This window comes from Tardiphaga sp. 768_D3_N2_1, assembly GCF_052076105.1.
Lineage (GTDB): Bacteria > Pseudomonadota > Alphaproteobacteria > Rhizobiales > Xanthobacteraceae > Tardiphaga.
This window is the reverse complement of record NZ_CP197245.1, coordinates 2,527,880-2,545,881: the sequence shown is the minus strand read 5'-3', so window position 1 is coordinate 2,545,881 and position 18,002 is coordinate 2,527,880. Positions and strand designations below refer to the sequence as shown.

The 18,002-nt window shown below is 61.6% G+C and carries 14 protein-coding genes; 6 read left to right on the top strand and 8 right to left on the bottom strand.

Features of this window, described 5'->3' with window-relative positions; genetic code table 11:
• From AB8A27_RS11745 to AB8A27_RS11725, 5 genes are all read left to right on the top strand, one after another.
• The gene (locus tag AB8A27_RS11745) at positions 1-3,219 is read left to right on the top strand and encodes an efflux RND transporter permease subunit (RefSeq protein ID WP_441242054.1); all 3,219 of its coding nucleotides are present in this window, start codon (positions 1-3) and stop codon (positions 3,217-3,219) included.
• Positions 3,219-3,587 carry a hypothetical protein gene (locus tag AB8A27_RS11740; RefSeq protein ID WP_441242053.1) on the top strand — a complete coding sequence of 123 codons (369 nt, stop codon included), beginning with the start codon at positions 3,219-3,221 and terminating at the stop codon, positions 3,585-3,587. The genes AB8A27_RS11745 and AB8A27_RS11740 overlap by 1 nt, the downstream gene beginning before the upstream one ends.
• Positions 3,588-3,833: 246 nt before the next feature.
• Positions 3,834-4,364: a hypothetical protein gene (locus AB8A27_RS11735; protein WP_441242052.1), complete on the top strand. Its 531-nt coding sequence runs from the start codon at positions 3,834-3,836 to the stop codon at positions 4,362-4,364.
• A gap of 220 nt (positions 4,365-4,584) precedes the next feature.
• Positions 4,585-5,028 (top strand): SRPBCC family protein, encoded by a 444-nt coding sequence (locus AB8A27_RS11730; protein WP_441242051.1) that lies wholly within the window; start codon positions 4,585-4,587, stop codon positions 5,026-5,028.
• Between the two features lie 384 nt (positions 5,029-5,412).
• Complete coding sequence (locus AB8A27_RS11725) at positions 5,413-5,781, top strand: hypothetical protein (RefSeq protein ID WP_441242050.1); 369 nt, start codon at positions 5,413-5,415, stop codon at positions 5,779-5,781.
• A gap of 64 nt (positions 5,782-5,845) precedes the next feature.
• Here the strand turns inward: AB8A27_RS11725 and AB8A27_RS11720 are convergent, their stop codons facing one another.
• From AB8A27_RS11720 to AB8A27_RS11700, 5 genes are all read right to left on the bottom strand, one after another.
• Entirely contained in the window at positions 5,846-6,292 is a 447-nt protein-coding gene (locus AB8A27_RS11720) for a hypothetical protein (RefSeq protein ID WP_441242049.1), read from the bottom strand.
• Positions 6,293-6,533: 241 nt separating this feature from the next.
• Positions 6,534-7,937, bottom strand: coding sequence for a hypothetical protein (locus AB8A27_RS11715; RefSeq protein WP_441242048.1), 1,404 nt, complete (start codon positions 7,935-7,937; stop codon positions 6,534-6,536).
• A gap of 225 nt (positions 7,938-8,162) precedes the next feature.
• A complete protein-coding gene (locus AB8A27_RS11710) occupies positions 8,163-11,909 on the bottom strand; it encodes a vitamin B12-dependent ribonucleotide reductase (protein WP_441242047.1) in 3,747 nt (1,248 codons plus the stop codon).
• A 1,023-nt stretch (positions 11,910-12,932) separates the two neighbouring features.
• Positions 12,933-14,129: a GAF domain-containing sensor histidine kinase gene (locus tag AB8A27_RS11705; protein WP_441242046.1), complete on the bottom strand. Its 1,197-nt coding sequence runs from the start codon at positions 14,127-14,129 to the stop codon at positions 12,933-12,935.
• Between the two features lie 200 nt (positions 14,130-14,329).
• The gene (locus AB8A27_RS11700) at positions 14,330-14,875 is read right to left on the bottom strand and encodes a BA14K family protein (RefSeq protein WP_441242045.1); all 546 of its coding nucleotides are present in this window, start codon (positions 14,873-14,875) and stop codon (positions 14,330-14,332) included.
• A 288-nt stretch (positions 14,876-15,163) separates the two neighbouring features.
• Here AB8A27_RS11700 and AB8A27_RS11695 point away from each other — a divergent pair, with 288 nt between their 5' ends.
• Positions 15,164-15,574, top strand: a complete 411-nt coding sequence (locus tag AB8A27_RS11695) for an NADH:ubiquinone oxidoreductase subunit NDUFA12 (protein WP_092143609.1) — start codon at positions 15,164-15,166, stop codon at positions 15,572-15,574.
• Between the two features lie 75 nt (positions 15,575-15,649).
• Here AB8A27_RS11695 and aroQ read toward each other — a convergent pair whose 3' ends face one another.
• The 3 genes from aroQ to AB8A27_RS11680 are packed head-to-tail and all read right to left on the bottom strand — an operon-like array spanning position 15,650 to position 17,962.
• On the bottom strand, positions 15,650-16,096 hold the full coding sequence (aroQ, locus tag AB8A27_RS11690; protein WP_441242044.1) for a type II 3-dehydroquinate dehydratase: 447 nt from the start codon (positions 16,094-16,096) through the stop codon (positions 15,650-15,652).
• A 16-nt stretch (positions 16,097-16,112) separates the two neighbouring features.
• Complete coding sequence (locus tag AB8A27_RS11685; protein ID WP_441242043.1) at positions 16,113-17,393, bottom strand: TRAP transporter large permease; 1,281 nt, start codon at positions 17,391-17,393, stop codon at positions 16,113-16,115.
• The gene (locus AB8A27_RS11680; protein ID WP_441242042.1) at positions 17,390-17,962 is read right to left on the bottom strand and encodes a TRAP transporter small permease; all 573 of its coding nucleotides are present in this window, start codon (positions 17,960-17,962) and stop codon (positions 17,390-17,392) included. The genes AB8A27_RS11685 and AB8A27_RS11680 overlap by 4 nt, the downstream gene beginning before the upstream one ends.
• Positions 17,963-18,002: the final 40 nt, after the last annotated feature.

Below are 18,002 nucleotides of genomic sequence, written 5' to 3'. Positions count from 1 at the left end.
ATGATCAACGCCATCCTCGAATTCTCGATTCGCCAGCGCTGGTTCGTGATGATCGGTGTGCTTGCCGCCGCTGCGTTGGGGGCGTGGAATTTCACGCGCCTGCCGATCGATGCCGTGCCGGATATTACCAATGTCCAGGTGCAGGTGAATGTGGAAGCGCCCGGCTATGCGCCGCTCGAAGTGGAGCAGCGCATCACGTTTCCCCTCGAAACCAATATGAGCGGCATCCCGAACCTGCAATATACGCGGTCGCTGTCGCGCTACGGTCTCAGCCAGGTCACCATCGTCTTCAACGAAGGCACCAATATCTATTTCGCTCGCCAGCAGGTGAGCGAGCGGCTGCAGCAGGTCAAGGATCAGCTCCCGACCGGCATCGAGATCGCCATGGGGCCGATCTCCACCGGCCTCGGTGAAATCTACACATTCGCGCTCGACGCCAAGCCGGGCGCGAAGAACGCCGACGGATCGCCGGTCACGCCGATCGATCTGCGCACCGTACAGGACTGGATCGTCAAGCCGCAGTTGCGGACGGTGCCCGGCGTCGTCGAGGTCAACACCATCGGCGGCTACGAGAAGCAGTTCCACGTGCTGCCCGATCCGAGCAAACTGATGGCCTATCGCCTTAGCTTCCGCGATGTGATGACGGCGCTCGCGGCCAACAATGCCAATGTCGGCGCCGGCTATATCGAGCGTAATGGTGAGCAATATCTGGTCCGCACCCCCGGACAGGTGGCCGACATCGACGACATCCGGCGCGTCGTGATTGGATCGCGCAGCGGCGTGCCCGTGCGCATCGGCGATGTCGCCGAGGTCCAGATCGGCACTGATCTGCGCACCGGTGCGGCGACACTCGACGGCAAGGAAACGGTGCTCGGCACCGCGATGCTGCTGATGGGGGAGAACAGCCGCACGGTGTCGCAGCGCGTCGCCGCCAAGCTCGACTCGATCACGCAGTCATTGCCGGAAGGCATCGTCGCTCGCGTGCTCTATGACCGCACGAAACTGGTCGAAGCAACGATCAAGACCGTCGAGAAAAATCTGCTCGAAGGCGCGCTGCTGGTCATCGTCATCCTCTTTCTCATCCTCGGTAATTTCAAAGCCGCGGTCGCCACCGCGCTGGTCATTCCGTTGTCCATGCTGATCACCATCAGCGGCATGGTGGAGAGCAGGGTCAGCGCCAATCTCATGAGTCTCGGCGCGATCGATTTCGGCATCATCATCGACGGCGCCGTCATCATCGTCGAGAACTGCCTGCGCCTGCTCGCGCATGAGCAGCAGAAACAGGGGCGCCTGCTGACCCGGGAGGAGCGCTTCGCCACGATCCTGGCGGGTTCGAAGGAGGTCATCAAGCCGAGCCTGCTCGGCACGCTGATCATCGCCGTGGTCTATCTGCCCGTGCTCACGCTGACGGGCGTCGAAGGCAAGATGTTCATGCCGATGGCGCTCACGGTACTGATGGCGCTGGCCGGTGCATCTATCCTGTCAATGACCTTCGTGCCGGCGGCGGTGGCGTTGCTGGTAACAGGCAAGGTGACGGAGAAGGAAAACTTCTTCATGCGCGGCGCGCGCCGCGTGTATCTGCCGCTGCTCGGTCTCTCGATCCGCTTTCGTCGTACTGTCGCCATCGCGGCGGTCCTGCTGCTGGTCGTCACCGGATTTGCGGCATCGCGGATGGGCGGCGAGTTCATCCCGAGCCTCGATGAAGGCGATGTCGCGATGCATGCCATGCGCATTCCCGGCACCAGTCTGACCCAGGGCATCGACATGCAGATGCGGCTGGAAAAGGCGCTGCTTCAACTGCCTGAAGTGAAAGAGGTGTTCTCCAAGATCGGGACGTCCGAAGTCGCGACCGATCCGATGCCGCCCAATGTCGCCGACACCATCATCATGCTGAAGCCACGCGACCAGTGGCCGGACCCAAAGCGCAGCAAGGCCGATGTCGTCGCCGCCATCGAGCGGCAGGGCGAGCTCTTGCCGGGCAATGTCTATGAGCTGACGCAGCCGATCCAGATGCGATTCAACGAACTGATCTCGGGCGTTCGCAGCGACGTCGGCGTGAAGATTTTTGGTGATGATCTCGACAAATTGCTGGAGACGGCCGGGAAGGTCGAGGCCGTCCTGCGCGGCGTGCCCGGTGCGGCCGATGTGAAGACCGAGCAGGTGGCCGGTCTGCCGGTGCTGACCGTGAAGCTCGATCGTCCAGCCCTGTCGCGTCTCGGCCTCAGCGTTCAGGATGTCCAGAGCGTGGTCGAAACGGCGATTGGCGGCAAGAATGCCGGGCTCGTTTTTGAGGGTGATCGTCGCTTCCTTCTGGTGGTGCGTCTGCCCGAGCAGATGCGCGCGGATGTCGAGGCGATGAAGAATCTGCCGATCCCCCTGCCGGCCGCCGAAGCACCCGCCGCAGCCACCACAAGGGCGTCGTTCAACAGCAACTCGTCGCTGGCGCAGATGCGCTACACGCCGCTGTCGGCGGTGGCTTCCATCGACGTCGCGCCGGGCCCGAACCAGATCAGCCGCGAGAACGGCAAGCGCCGTATCGTGGTGACCGCGAATGTGCGTGGCCGTGATCTCGGCTCCTTCGTCGGCGACGCGCAAGCGCAGGTCGCGGAAAAGGTGAAACTGCCGGCGGGTTACTGGATCGGCTGGGGCGGCCAGTTCGAGCAGTTGGTCTCCGCCACTAAACGCCTGACCATCGTGGTGCCGGTGGCCTTGGCGCTGATCTTCCTCCTGCTGTTCATCAGCCTCGGCTCCGTGGCTGATGCGTTGCTGGTCTTCAGCGGCGTGCCGCTGGCGCTCACGGGCGGCATCTTCGCGCTGCTGCTGCGTGACATTCCGCTGTCGATCAGCGCGGGCATCGGCTTCATCGCGCTTTCGGGCGTGGCGGTGCTCAACGGTCTCGTCATCATCACCTTCATCGAGCGGCTGCGCTCCGAGGGCATGAAGATCGTCGAAGCCGTCCGCGAAGGCGCGCTGACACGCCTGCGTCCGGTGATGATGACCGCGCTGGTGGCCTCGCTCGGCTTCGTGCCGATGGCCATCGCGACGGGGGCGGGCGCCGAAGTGCAGCGCCCGCTGGCCACGGTTGTGATCGGCGGCATCGTCTCGTCCACCATCCTCACGCTGCTGGTTCTTCCAGCGCTCTACGTCCTGTTCCGCCGCGAAGCTTCGCCTGCCGATTTGGAGGCGATGCCTGTTCACACCACCCAGGGAGACCATTGATGAAGACAATCCTGCTCGTCGCAGCCGCGCTGCTGTTTGCCGCTCCGGCGATGGCGCAGCACGCCCATCAGAAGGGGCCGAATGGCGGGCCGATGGAAGACGTCGCCGGCGTGCATCTGGAAATGATTGTCTCGGGCAAGACCTTGACGTTTCACGTCATCGACGAGGCCAGCAAACCGATCCCGGCGACCGGCTTCACCGGTGCGGTCCTGCTGACATCCGGCAGCGACCGCGAGACGCTGCCGCTTGTCGTTTCCGGGACGGCGCTGAAAGCCGAAACCAGGGGCGATGTCCCTAAGGGAGCGACGGTCAGCGTCACGCTGAAGACGGCCGAGGGCAAATCGGGGCAGGTGAAGTTCAAGAACTGAGCGGATAGCGAGCAGGGCGGAATAGCGCAGCGTATTCCGCCGAGTGGCAAAGGCGGGTTGCGCTGCACTAACCCGCCTTATGCTTGTTCCGGTGATCCGTTCTACGCCTGCTGTTCGGCGACGCCTCCGCAGCGACATTTTGAAGTAAATCGCAGCAAGTCCGACAGACCCGCGCCTTGGAATTTCACGCTCCGCGGCGGCGACTATGCTAGGCTTGTTGAGGGGCTCCCGGAACGAGGTGTCGCAATGACCACGTCATGGAAAGCAGAGCGATCGAAGCTGTCGCATGAGGAAGCGGAAATGCTCAAGGCCACCAGGCAGCCGCAGATCGCGGGATTGAGCGGAGAAGAATTGGGCGCACTGGTGGGACGCGTGCGTGGTTTTCGCGAGAAGGAGCGCACGCTGACGCGCGAAATCCGGCGCGCCATCAGCGGCCGCAAGGGCGAGCGTGGGTCGAGTTTCCCCGGCAATGTGGAACAGCCCTCCCACCGCAAGCAGATTTTTGCCGCGGCCCTCAAGCGCCTCAATGCCGAAGCCGAACGGCGGCGCGCGGACGCGGCCCGCGAGGCGGCCACGTCGGCGCTGCGACAGGCCCTGAAACGCAAGAACGCCGCGCAGCGCAGTTTCCCCGATCCCGGCCGCACCGCGCATCGCGGCATGGCCAACCTGCAGAGCGGCCGCCGCCATGCGGTGCTGGACCGCGCCGATGTCGGCCGCGCCGTGCACACCACGAAGGCGGCGCAGGCGAAGCGGGATGCGCGCGCGTCGCAGGAGTGACGGCGGACGCGATCCCGAAAATCTGACAAAAGTGCGAGACGGCATCGCGCGTCTCGCTGTGCCATCAGACGCGCCCGTGCGAGGCAGCCGTGCCGATGCTCTCTGGATATTTATTCTGCCGAAATGTCGGGACCTGACGGACCCGTTCGTCCTGGATGTATCGGGCGGCGGAAGGTCGTTGCTCGATACATCCGAATGAGACCGAACACAGGGAAAACCCATGCCCAGCACGATCCGTCTGCATCGCGTCATTGCCGCCAAGCCTGAGAAGATTTATCGCGCGTTCATTGAGCCTGACGCGATTGCGAGCTGGCTTCCGCCCTATGGGTTCACATGCACCGTCCATGAGCTGGATGCGAAGGTCGGTGGCCGTCACAGGATGTCATTCCGGAACTTCACCACGGGCGACCGTCACGCCTTCGGCGGGACCTATCTGGAACTCGTCCCCGGCGAACGCCTCGTCTACACCGACAGATTCGATGACCCCAACCTGCCGGGCGAGCTGAAGGTCACGATCACGTTGAAGGCCGTGTCTGTCGGCACGGAGTTGAATGTCGAGCAGCAGGGCGTGCCGGATGTGATCCCGGCCGAAGCCTGCTATCTCGGCTGGCAGGAATCCCTGCGCAAGCTCACGAAACTCGTCGAGCCCGAGATCAACCAGTAACAGCAGGATGGGTTGAGCCAATGGGCGCGCAAAGCGCGCTCGATGATAAACTATGCGAAACCCATCCTGTCCGTCGATGCGACCAGCTCCGCCGATGGGTTTCGCTCCGGTGCTTCTCGCCGCCGGACAGCGAACGTCTGGGCTTCGTGATGCGCGGGCTCCAATGATTTCACCGGCAGCAGCTGCTCAGCCACGGCAATCGCTCGGCGCTTGCGGCGTTGTGGCTGGGGAAGTTGCGATAGGGGATGGCGGTCGAGGCACGCAGGGGGTGTTCGACCGACCAGATTGAACGTGACACCCGGGATGCGAGACAAAGGGAAGAGATTTCCGGCTCCATTGCGCAAGCCAGTCGGAAGCGGAGATGACCGCGCTGACGGAGGCGACATGAAACGGTTTCTGGTTTTTACGGCGCTGTTCTCGCCGCTCGCGCTGCTCGTTTACGTGACCCCTCTGGTCATTCACGAGGGCGTCCCGAAGCTCGATTTCGTCATGTTCCTGATCGGATTCGCTTATGTCCTGGCCATCGTGCCGGGCTGGGTGGCTGCGTGTGCAGACTGGGTGCTGTCGGCGAAGCCGTTTTATCTCCGCGCGATTGCGTCAATGGCCGTCGCGGCCGTTATGGCGCAACTGGTTGCGTGGTATCTCGGCAACCCCATGGTTCGCAGCGAGATGATCGCCGTCACGCTGACGGGCGCCATTCCAGCCGCGGTGTGTTCGTGGCTGTCGGCTCAACAGTTCGGAAGAGCAGCCTGAGAGCGGACAATCGCGTGCAAACTAACGACTGGTCCTGATCGATCCCGCACGCTGGTGCATCCGATTACTGGTTCTGGATGGAGACGCTCATTCCGCTCAGGTCCAGATCGAACTGGAGGCCCAGTTGCTCGCCTTCCAGCGTCAGGACGACGCCCTTGGCGTTGCGCATCTGGATGGCGCGCCTGCCTGCACCGACCGCCACACCTGCACCGAGCGCCGTATAAATGCCTTCGATGTCCGAAGCCTGATGCATATTCTGCGCCGAGCCGACCAGATCGGTCGAGGAGCCCCCAAACGTCAGGCCTGCGCTCACGCCGCCGATGCGAAACGGATACATCTCACCACGGAAGCTGAGGATTCCGCTCCCTGTCTGCGCTCCGATGAACCATCCGGCCTTGAAGAACTTGAAGCGGACTTTGCCGGTGTCCGCGTGAGCGGGCAATGACAGTGCGGCGGACAGCAGGGTTGCGACGGTGAGACGAGTAAGGCAGCGAGTCTTTAGAAGGCGCATATTGATATTCCGGTCATCTGGCTGCCGCGTGGCGGCACTGCGGCAACTAGATAGAGCATTGCAGGACTCGTCAATGACGTAGGCGCGACGCGCAGTCGCCTCCCAAGCGGCGCAACGTCCGACCTCAACGCGTGGGACGCAAGTGCGACCTGTCCGCCGTAGCTCGCAGAGTGAAGGCGGAAGCGTATTCCGCCGGTACGACAATGTGGATTACGTTGGGCTATCCGCCCTGCGCTTGCTTTTAGAATAGTCGCTTGGCGATGTCGCTTGCGGCATTCAAGCCGCCGCGATGATCGCTACCGGTTTTAGCTAGAATGAACATATAGCGGTCGTCTTCTTGAAAAATTAGTTTGTAGTGCTTTCCATCGTCCGTGATAGAAAATCCCATATTCTCTAGTGCTTTCCGCGTCTTTGCATCCATGGTCCGATAGGTGCGAAGAACGTCTTTAAGTTCCTCTCGATGAGTCCTGGTTGCGGCTATCGGCGCCATATCGGAGGTGATCGAAGCTAGTATATGTGCACGTCGACTGTCGCTTGAGGCTCGTTGTTGTGCTTCTTCGACAGCGTCCAAGACTATCTGAGTGATCTCTCCTGCATAGAAGTCCTGTTCTTTTCCTACTTGTAGTACTATGCCCTTCGAAGAAGCAGGCCGTGATTCAAGTTTCCGTACTTCAGCTTGAAGACGCGAGATTTCGTTCTCAGCATCTCGAATTAACTGCTCTTTTGCCTTCATTTCGGTGTCAAAGGCGTCGATGTACTGGTCGATCTCTTTCGATCCGGATTCTTTGAGAGCGTTATATGCGGATCGTGAAGTGTCTTGTTCGACCGACGACCAAGTGCACCGGAATGTCGGGCGTCGGTTTAAGAGGGCAGTTCGAACTTCTTCGACGATCGCTCTCTTCAAACTACCCTTGCCGTTGTAATCCCTCTCCAGAAAAGATGAGCGCCTTCCCTGCCCATTGGGCCAGTAAATCCCGATTGCGCCTCCGTAGACATTGTCAGAACTCACATCGATTTGAAGACGCTGAGAAAAAGGGCGGTTTGGCTCGGATACTACGTGGGCCATACCTGCGAGGTCATTGGCGAGCGAATTTGCATCGATGGCATGTTTTCCATTGAAGCCAGCACTCACATAGACGACCGGCAGGTGGCAGCTTGAATCGCCGAGTATTAAGCTTGCCGCTAGTCCAACCTCGCTATTGGTTAATCGGCGGCTCGCACCTGATACTACGAGGTGACCGTCGGTTCCTCCGCCTAATTTGTCCAGTAGGGTACGGACAAGTATTGGTTTTTTCGCAAGAGGCAGCGTAGTGGCGGGGTGGGTCGATTCGCGTGAAGTCCGGATACTAACCCACGCATCAGTCTCGGTAGCCGAAAATACGGCGGTGGTTTCCCAGTTTATCTCTCCATCGGGCTTCGTGTGTTTGATAGCTGCTGAGCTCTCACTCTCGTCAGCAAAAAAGAGAGCGTCGAGCTGTTCGCCCTGCCGTATTATCGTCCAAGGGCCAGATGTCGGGGCGTTTTCAAAATCTTCGCGGACAAACTCCGTATGCGGAGAATGCAGGAGCCAAAATTTCACAGCGTCGAGAAACGCGCTTGTCTTGCGCGTGGGATCAACCGGGAATTCTGTAGCAAAAGAAAGCATAGACTACCTTTAATGATAGTTATATCGCTGCTTTACAAAACTTAAGTGCCTAGCTAACCGAATCAATTCGGTGGAAATACGAGGCGATGAGAAGTACAGGGGATCGTTAGCTCTAAAAATCCGCTAATGGGTTTATCCACATGTCATTAGGGTTGCTTGTGACGACGGAAAAAAAGCCGCCCTAGTAGGGCGGCTTTTGCATTCCACGGTTTGAGTCTTGGAGTCTTAGCTACACCCCGTCGTGCTGCCGCACGTATCGCATTTCATACAGGTCCCGTTCCGCACCAGCGTGAAGTTCGAGCATTCGCCGCACATGTCGCCCTCATAGCCCTTGGCTTTCGCCTCGGCGCGGCGCTCGGCCTTGCTCGGTGCTGCGGCAGCCGCGGTGCCGGCCTTGCTCCAGGCTTGCGCCTCGAGCTTTTCGGTCGGCGACAGGGCGACGGTCGGCTCGGCAGTCTTCAGCGCCACGGCGCCTTCGACAGCATCGCCGGTGCGGCCGCCGGCGAAGGCGGTGACGCGTGCGCCGCCAGCGGGAGCGCTGTCGGACGGGGAGGCGACGGCTGTCGCGCCACCGCGCATGACGACGAGGTTGTCGGTGCGCGAGCGGGTCAGGCCGCGCGAGACATACTTCGTGGCTTCATCGGGCGCCTTGCCTTCTTCCTCACCCTTGCCCAGCGCATCGAAGCCGGTCTCGGAGAGGTCGACATGGCCGAGGTCGAAGCGCGACATGTAGCTGACGGCGAGTTCGCGGAACACGTAGTCGAGGATCGAGGTCGCGAACTTGATGCTGTCATTGCCCTGCACCGGACCCGCGGGTTCGAAGCGGGTGAAGGTGAAGGCGTCGACATATTCCTCCAGCGGCACGCCATACTGGAGGCCCAGCGAGACGGCGATGGCGAAGTTGTTGATGAAGGAGCGCAGCGCCGCGCCTTCCTTGTGCATGTCGATGAAGATCTCGCCGAGGCGGCCGTCATCATATTCGCCGGTGCGCAGATAGACCTTGTGGCCACCGACGACGGCCTTCTGGGTGTAGCCCTTGCGGCGATCCGGCATCTTCTCGCGCTCGCGCATGACCACGATGCGCTCGACCAGACGCTCTACCACCTTCTCGGAGATCGCGGCGGTGCGGGCCGCCATCGGCTTCTCCATCAGGTTCTCGAGCGCATCCTCGTCCTCGTCCTCATCGGAGATGAGCTGCGAGTTGAGCGGCTGCGAGAGCTTGGAGCCATCGCGATACAGCGCGTTGGCCTTCAGCGCGAGCTTCCACGACAGCAGGTAAGCGGACTTGCAGTCCTCCACCGTGGCGTCGTTCGGCATGTTGATGGTCTTGGAGATCGCACCCGAGATGAAGGGCTGCGACGCCGCCATCATGCGGATGTGGCTTTCCACCGAGAGATAGCGCTTGCCGATCTTGCCGCAGGGATTGGCGCAATCGAACACGGCGTAGTGCTCGGCCTTGAGGTGCGGGGCACCTTCCACCGTCATCGCGCCGCAGATGTGCACGTTGGCGGCTTCGATCTCGCGCTTGGTGAAGCCGAGGGCGGCGAGCAGGTCGAAGCCGGGGGCTGCGATCGCCTCTGCCTCGATCTTCAGGACGTCGCGCAGGAAGTCCTCACCGAAGGTCCACTTGTTGAAGGCGAACTTGATGTCGAAGGCGGTCGGCAATGCTGCCTCGACCTTCTTCAGCGCTTCGTCGGTGAAGCCTTTTGCCTTGAGGGTGGAGGCATTGATGCCCGGTGCGTTGGAGAGCGAGCCGTGACCGACGGCATAGGCCTCGATCTCGGCGATGTCGCTCTCGCGATAGCCGAGCTTGCGCAGTGCAGCCGGCACGGCGCGGTTGATGATCTTCCAGTAGCCGCCGCCGGCGAGCTTCTTGAATTTCACCAGCGCGAAGTCAGGCTCGATGCCGGTGGTGTCGCAATCCATCACGAGGCCGATGGTGCCGGTCGGCGCCACGACTGTGGTCTGGGCGTTGCGATAGCCGTGGAGTTCGCCGAGTTCGAGGGCGAGATCCCAGGCGAGCTTGGCACGCTCGACGATATCCGCCTGCGGGCAGGAGGCATGGTCCAGCGCCACCGGATTGACAGCGAGGCCTTCATAGCCGCGGGTTTCGCCATGGGCGGCGCGGCGATGGTTGCGGATGACGCGCAGCATGTGAGCTGCGTTCTTCTTGTAGCCGGGGAACGGGCCGAGCTCCTTGGCCATCTCGGCCGAGGTCGCGTAGCTGACGCCGGTCATCACAGCGGTGAGAGCGCCGCACAGCGCGCGGCCTTCCTGCGAGTCATAGGACAGACCCATGGTCATCAGCAGGCCGCCGATATTGGCGTAGCCGAGGCCGAGGGTGCGGAACTCGTAGGAGAGTTCGGCGATCGGCTTCGACGGGAACTGGGCCATCATCACGGAGATTTCGAGCACCATGGTCCAGAGGCGGCAGAGATGCTCATAGGCCTGGATGTCGAAGATGTTCGTGGTGGTGTTGTAGAAGGTCAACAGGTTGGCCGAGGCGAGGTTACACGCCGTGTCGTCCAGGAACATGTATTCCGAGCACGGATTGGACGCGCGGATATCGCCCGACGACTTGCAGGTGTGCCAGTCGTTCATGGTGGTGTTGAAGTGCAGGCCGGGATCGGCGGACGCCCAAGCGGCGTAGCCGATCTTCTCCCAGAGATCGCGGGCCTTGATGGTCTTCATCACCTTCTTGTTGGTGCGACCGATCAGGTCCCATGTGCCATCGGTCTCGACGGCGCGCAGGAAGTCGTCCTTCAGCGAGACGGAGTTGTTGGAGTTCTGGCCGGCAACGGTCAGATAGGCTTCGCTATCCCAGTCGGTGTCGTAGATGTCGAAGGCGATGTCCTTGTAGCCCTGCTTGGCGAACTGGATCACGCGCTTGATCATGTTGTCGGTGACCAGCGAGCGGCGGGCGAGCTTGATCTCGCGGCGCAGCGCCGGGTTCTTCTCGGGATCGAAGCAGTCGTCGCCCGAACCTTCGCAATTCACGCAGGCCTTCATGATGGCCTTGAGGTGCTTCTGGTTCATCTTCGACCCGGTGACCAGGGCCGCGACCTTCTGCTCTTCCTTCACCTTCCAGTCGATATAGGTCTCGATATCTGGATGGTCGGCATCGACCACGACCATCTTGGCCGCGCGGCGCGTGGTGCCGCCCGACTTGATGGCGCCCGCAGCACGGTCACCGATCTTCAGGAAGGACATCAGGCCCGACGAGCGACCGCCGCCCGACAGCTTCTCGCCTTCGCCTCGCAGGCGCGAGAAGTTGGAGCCGGTGCCCGAGCCGTATTTGAACAGGCGAGCTTCACGCACCCACAGATCCATGATGCCGCCTTCATTGACCAGATCGTCCTCGACGCCCTGGATGAAGCAGGCATGTGGCTGCGGATGTTCGTAGGACGACTTCGACTTGGTGAGCTTGCCGGTCTTCCAGTCCACATAGTAGTGGCCCTGGCCGGGACCATCGACGCCGTAGGCCCAGTGCAGGCCGGTGTTGAACCACTGCGGCGAATTCGGCGCGACCATCTGCTTGGCGAGCATGTAGCGCAGCTCGTCATGGAAGGCGTGGGCGTCGGCTTCACTGGTGAAGTAGCCGCCCTTCCAGCCCCAATAGGTCCAGCAGCCGGCGAGCCGGTCGAATACCTGCTTGGCCGAGAGTTCGCCGATGAAGCGCTCTTTCTCGGGCAGGGAGGCCAGGGCATCGGTGTCCGGCACCGAGCGCCACAGCCACGACGGCACCGTCTCTTCCTCGACCTTCTTCAGACGCGCGGCAACGCCGGCCTTGCGGAAATACTTTTGCGCGAGCACGTCGGACGCAACCTGCGACCACGATTCCGGCACTTCAACGCCGTCGGCCTTGAACACCACGGAGCCATCCGGATTGCGGATTTCAGACGTGGTCAGACGGAAGTCGATCCCGGCATAGGGCGACTGTCCTTCGGTGGTGTAGCGGCGTTGAATCTGCATCGTGGTCGTGCCCCGTCTTAAGCCCGACACCCCATCTGGCGGCGCCGGTGATTTCTGTTAGCGACGTCCGGGTTGCCCCAAATTCGCCGCAGCTTGGCCGGGTGAACCGGTCCTGTTTATCTCTGTGGAGCATGTGCTGGCCGTCATCTCGGCCACCCGGGACTGCCGGGGTCATGCTTCCCGGATCTGGCTTTTCCTGCAACTGCAGGTCGACCCGATCCTAACGCCTCACCACGCTGTTTGAGCCGGTTTCCGGCCCGTTTTTTAGTGCTCCAAACGCCGAGTTTCCGGCCCGGATTCCAGGACGCAAATCCCCGATCCCGTAGCCTCGACTGGAGGACGGAGCGGTCAATCTGGAACCCGTTTGGGAGCGTCCGGCGGGACAAAATACGACCCGCGCCGAACAGTTCGAAAACTAGGCCAAACCGAACTCACCCGTCAAGGATTAGTCGGGGTTCCTGAATCAAATACTAAATATGGTGGAAAGGGTGGATAACCAAGGGGTCTAAGCGCGCCTCGATTGAGGGCAAGTATCAGTGAGTCCTCATGGATTCGGAAGTCAAAAATATTTCTAAAATTGTCCGGAATCCGAGCTGCGCCCACTGTTCACAGCCCAACTTTATTTTGTCATCCAGGGATTGCGTTTGGGGGGACTCAGACGCAGCAGTACCTGCCGGTCAGGTTCCCTCCACCGGCGGTGGTCAAGCCTTCCGATTGCGCGCATGTCAGTGCCGATTCCTTGGCCGGTTTTCTCCATGACACTGCAAAGTCCGCCCGCGAATCGCTCCGCCTGGTCTGCTCTTCCTGGCGCTCACATTTGTCGGATTGGGGCTGACCTGGCCGGCCATGAAACTGCTGTTCACCGAGTGGCACCGCCGTCAGAGCAGGGCGGTACCAGTATGGTCGTCGCTATCCTGCCGGCTGGCCTGGCACTCGCCCGCAGCGGGAGCCTGCGCGGTCCCGAGCGCGCAACGGGGCCGGTTGCTGCTGATGGCGACGTCCAATGTATTCGGCTGAATGGCGTTAGACCTGTTTCGCCGCCAACGGCACTTTCACAGTGAAATGCGAACCGTGGGTGAGGTCAGACTTCACCTCGATCACATGGCCGAGCGCTTCGGCCGTGCGCCGAACTATCGATAGTCCGAGGCCGAGACCTTCGCTGGCCGGATTGATCTGATGGAAGGCGTCGAAGATCGCGGTGAGCTGTTCGGCGGGAATGCCGGCGCCGGAGTCCAGCACCTCGATGGTCACCGCGTTGGCGTGCTTGCGGCAGCCGACCAGCACGCGGCCGCGCTCGGTGTATTTGATGGCATTACCGACGAGATTGCCAAGGATCGCGCGCAACATGCCGGGGTCGCTGACCACCCGCGCCTTGCTTGGCACAATGACGAGGTCGAGGCCCTTGGCGTCGGCATGCAGGCGCCAGTTGGCGATGGTCGACTCGAAGACGTCGGAGATCGGGAATGAGCGCAGGTTGGGAACGCCAAAGGCGGCATCCATCGCCGAAGCTTCGGCAAGACGGTCGAGCTCTTCCGCCATCCGCATGCCGGCATCGATGGCATAGCCGAGCCGCTCGCGGTCCTTCTCGTCGATCAGTCTGCTGCGGACGCGGTCGATCGCCATGATCATGACCTGCAATGGCTGCTTCAGGTCGTGGCCTGCCACTGCCATCAACCGGCTGATATTGCGCTGAAGCCGATCCGACAGATGCAGCGCGCGGCGGAATTCCATCTGCGCCATGACCTGGCGGGCGAGGGCGGCAAGCACCTCGCGCTGCTCGGTCGAGAGTACGCGTGGCTTGTCGTCGAGTACGCAGACCGTGCCGAGCGGCAGGCCATCGGGCGTGCGTAGCAGTGCGCCGGCATAGAAGCGCACATGCGGCGCGCCTGTTACCAGCGGATTGCAGTTGAAGCGGGAGTCTCTGGTGACATCCTCGACTTCGAGAAAGCTGTGTTCGAGGATTGCATGCGCGCAGATCGACTGATCCATCGGCGTCTGGCGGATGCCAAGACCGATCTCCGACTTGAACCACTGCCGGCCTTCATCGACCAGGCTGATGATCGAGATCGGCGTCTGGCAGACATAGCTGGCGATCTTGGTGATGTCGTCGAAGGATGGCTCAAAGGCGGTGTCGAGAATGCCGTAGGAGCGCAGCGCCTTGAGGCGTTCGGCTTCATTGGGATGGAGCCTGGCGATCTTCGGCTTGTCTGACGCGTCCACTGAACCTGCTCACACCCGACGTCGTCGACCCATCGAACCGGTAGATAGGTCCACATGTCCACCAACACTACGCGCGAGTTCCCTGAATGCCCCCGCGTGCTGCATCTACGTTCTTAGACCCTGAGATGGCAGGCGCAAACCAGAAACGACAAAGGACGATGCCGCGGGCATCGTCCTTTGTTTACGTCCAGATCGTCGTGTTACGGACAGGCGTGACGCAGACCGTCATAACCGAGATACGTGCCGGTGCGCACATTGTACGACTTGTAGGTGCGGATGCAGTAGTCAACGTCGCCGCCGCCGGTGTCGGGAGCCACTTCGACCACGTCGGGGGCGTCGTCATAATAGCTGCTGCCGTAATACGGGCTGCCGCCGTAATAGCCGTAGGAATTCCCGTAATAGCTGCTGGCGGCCAGACCGCTGCCGATGATCGCGCCGGCTGCAAAGCCCGGGCCGAAACCGCCGCCGCGCCAGCCACCACCGCGCCAGCCGCCGCCGTGATTCCAGCCACCGCCGCCGGGGCGCTGGCCGCCATGCCAGCCGCCACCTCCGCCACCTCCGCCACCTCCGCCACCTCCGCCACCACCAAAGCGCGGGCCGCCGCCAGAGAACGTGCCAATCGTCCGCGCACCGCCGGGACCGACGCCCACGACCTTGGTGTTCTGGGCGTAACTGGGTGTCACTGCGAAGGCGGGGATGGCCACAGCGACGGCTGCTGCGACACTCAATATCTTCAAATTCGTCATCGTTTGCTCCTGTCTGGGATGCATCTTCAACCCCCTGAAGGGATTGCCGTTCCCTGCCGCCGCGCGGTTATTGCGCAACAACAGAATGGCCGTCTGGAACTGTATGCGGCATGAATGGATTGCGCCGATTCTGCGACCGTCGGTGCTTTTGGAGGTAGGGTACGGGGAAGGCCCATAGGAGGCTTGTCACGATCAGTTGCAGGCGGCGATCGGTCGCGGCGGCAACTGGACATTTGGCGGCCCCGATGGCATCAACAGCCCGACGAAAACCTTCGAACGGTTCAAAATATGAAACAGTTTCTGCTGAAATTCTTCACGTGGTGGAGCGGGACGACCTTCGGGACGAACCTGTGGACGTCGCGATTCGGCGAACTGGTCGGCACCGACGAGCAGGGCAACAAATATTACCGCACCAAGGGCGGCAAGATCGACCCGACGCTGGGCTTCGAGCGCCGCTGGGTGATCTATAACGGCTATGCCGAAGCCACCAAGATCCCGACCGGCTGGCATGGCTGGATGCATCACACCGTCGATGTGCCACCGACCGAAGAGACCTACACGCCACGCGAATGGCAGAAGCCGCACCAGCCGAATCTAACTGGCAGCCCCGCCGCCTATCGTCCGTCAGGCTCGACGCTCGCCAGCGGCCGGCGTCCCAAGGCAACGGGCGACTATCAGGCCTGGACGCCGGGCTCGTAGTTTTCGCATCCCGTTTCTAATGAAAAAGCCGCGCAGCTTATCCTGCGCGGCTTTTTTCTTGAGCGGTCGGTTTGCTCAGGCGCTTGTCTTGTCCGGCATCTGCGCCACGGCCAGCATCGCCGCGATATAGCCGTAAGGGCCGAGGCCGCAGATCACGGCAGTGGCGGCCTGCGACAGGACCGAGTGGCGGTGGTACTTGTCGCGGGCGTGGATATTGGAAATGTGCAGCTCCACGATCGGTCCCTCGAACGCTTTCATGGCATCGAGCATGGCGATCGACGTGAAGGAATAGCCAGCGGGATTGATGATTATCGCGTCCGCATCCTGACGCGCCGACTGGATCAGGTCGACCAGTACGCCTTCGTGGTTCGACTGATGGAAGGACAGCGCCAGCCCGAGCGCTTTTGCCTGCGCCTCGCAGCTGGCCTTGATCTGATCCAGCGTCGTGGTGCCGTAGATGTGCGGCTCCCGGACGCCGAGCAGATTGAGATTGGGGCCGTTCAGGATCATCACGCGTTTCATTGTTGTCTTCCTTCCGCTAGCCGCCAAGCCATTTCGCCGGCACCAGCACCAGCGACGGAAACAGCGTCAGCAAACCAAGCACGACCAGTTGAGCGATCATGAATGGCCAGACGCCGCGCATGATCTCGTCCATGCTGACCTTGGCCACGCCGCACACCACGTTGAGCACCACGCCGACAGGTGGCGTGATCAGTCCGATCGCGTTGTTGATGATGAACAGCACTCCGAAATAGACCGGGTCGATACCGGCCTCGCGGACGATCGGCATCAGCACCGGCGTCAGGATCAGAATGGTCGGCGTCATGTCGAGCGCCGTACCGACGATGACGACGATGATCATCAGCACGATCATCAGCAGCGTCTGGTTGCCCAGGAAGGGGCGGGCGAGTTCGACGATCTGACCGGAGATTTCCGCGACCGTGATGAGCCATGACGACACCAGCGCTGCCGCGACCAGGAACATCACCACGGCGGTGATCTGCGCCGAACTGATCAGGATGTTCAGGAGTTGCGCCAGCGTCAGTTCGCGATAGACGAACGTCGCCACGATGAAGGAATAGACTGCGACGACAACGGCAGCCTCGGTCGGCGTGAAGATGCCGAAGCGCAGGCCGACGATGATGATCATCGGCAACATCAAGGCCCAGAAGCCGTCGATCAGCGCCCGAAATATCTGCGCAAAGCTCTGGCGCGGCGGGCTCACCGAGTTCTCGTTGCGCGCAACCCACCACCAGGCGAGGCACAGGCTGCCGCCGAGCATCAGGCCTGGCACGACACCGGCGAGAAACAGTTTTGAGATGGAAACTCCAGCGGCCACGCCGAAGATCACGAATCCGATCGATGGAGGGATCACCGGCGCGATGATACCGCCAGCGGCAACGAGGCCGGCTGCGGAGGCGCGGTTATGCCCGGCCGCAACCATCATCGGGACCAGCAATGCGCCGAGTGCGGCGGCGTCGGCAACGGCAGACCCAGAGAGCGACGCCAGGATGCAGGAGGTCAGGATTGCGACATAGCCGAGACCGCCGCGCAGATGGCCGACAAGGGCGATGGTGAAATTCAGGATACGGCGGGCGAGGCCGCCGGTGTTCATGATCTCGCCGGCCAGAATGAAGAACGGCACGGCCATCAGCGGGAAGGAGTCGACGCCGTTGATGACGTTCTGCGCGATGATCTGGGAATCGAAGATGTCCAGATGCGTCATCAGGGCGACGCCGCAGATGATCAGTGCGAATGCGATCGGCATGCCGATGGCCATCGCGCCGAGCAGCGAGAAGGTGAAGATGCTGATGGTCATCGGCGGTCGTTCCCGTTGGCAGCGACGGGTCCCGCAGGCAGCTCTTCGGATTCGCTGATGGCGATCAGCTCCGACGTGGCGAGTTGGCCCGTGAGCAGGCGATAGAGATCATGCAGCAGGATCGGGATCGAGGCGATGCCGAAGACGAGGCCTGCGGCGTAGAACAGGCCGACGGAGAGGCCGGAAGCCGGTGCCGTCGTGTCCCAGTTCAGCACCGTCTGTTTCCAGGAGCCTTCGGTGAGTAATACAGAGGCGTAGAGCATCAGCGCGTGGCTGAGTGCGTAGCAGATCTTGCGTCCCATCGGTGGCAGCATCTTCACGAAACTGTCGACGCCGAGATGGGCATGTTCGCGGAGGCCGACGATGGCGCCGAGAAACACCATCCAGACAAACAGCCAGCGCGATAGTTCTTCGGAGAGGGCGATGCCGGAATTGAAGACATAACGCAGCACCACATTGCCAAATACAAGGACGACCATGGCGGCAAGCAACACCGCCATGATGATCTTGATCGACGAGTAATAGGCTTCGACGATCCTGCCTGTCGCAGTAGTTGATGAAGCGGACATGGATGCTTTCGCAGTGAGCGTGGGGGCGCCGCGTGGTGAC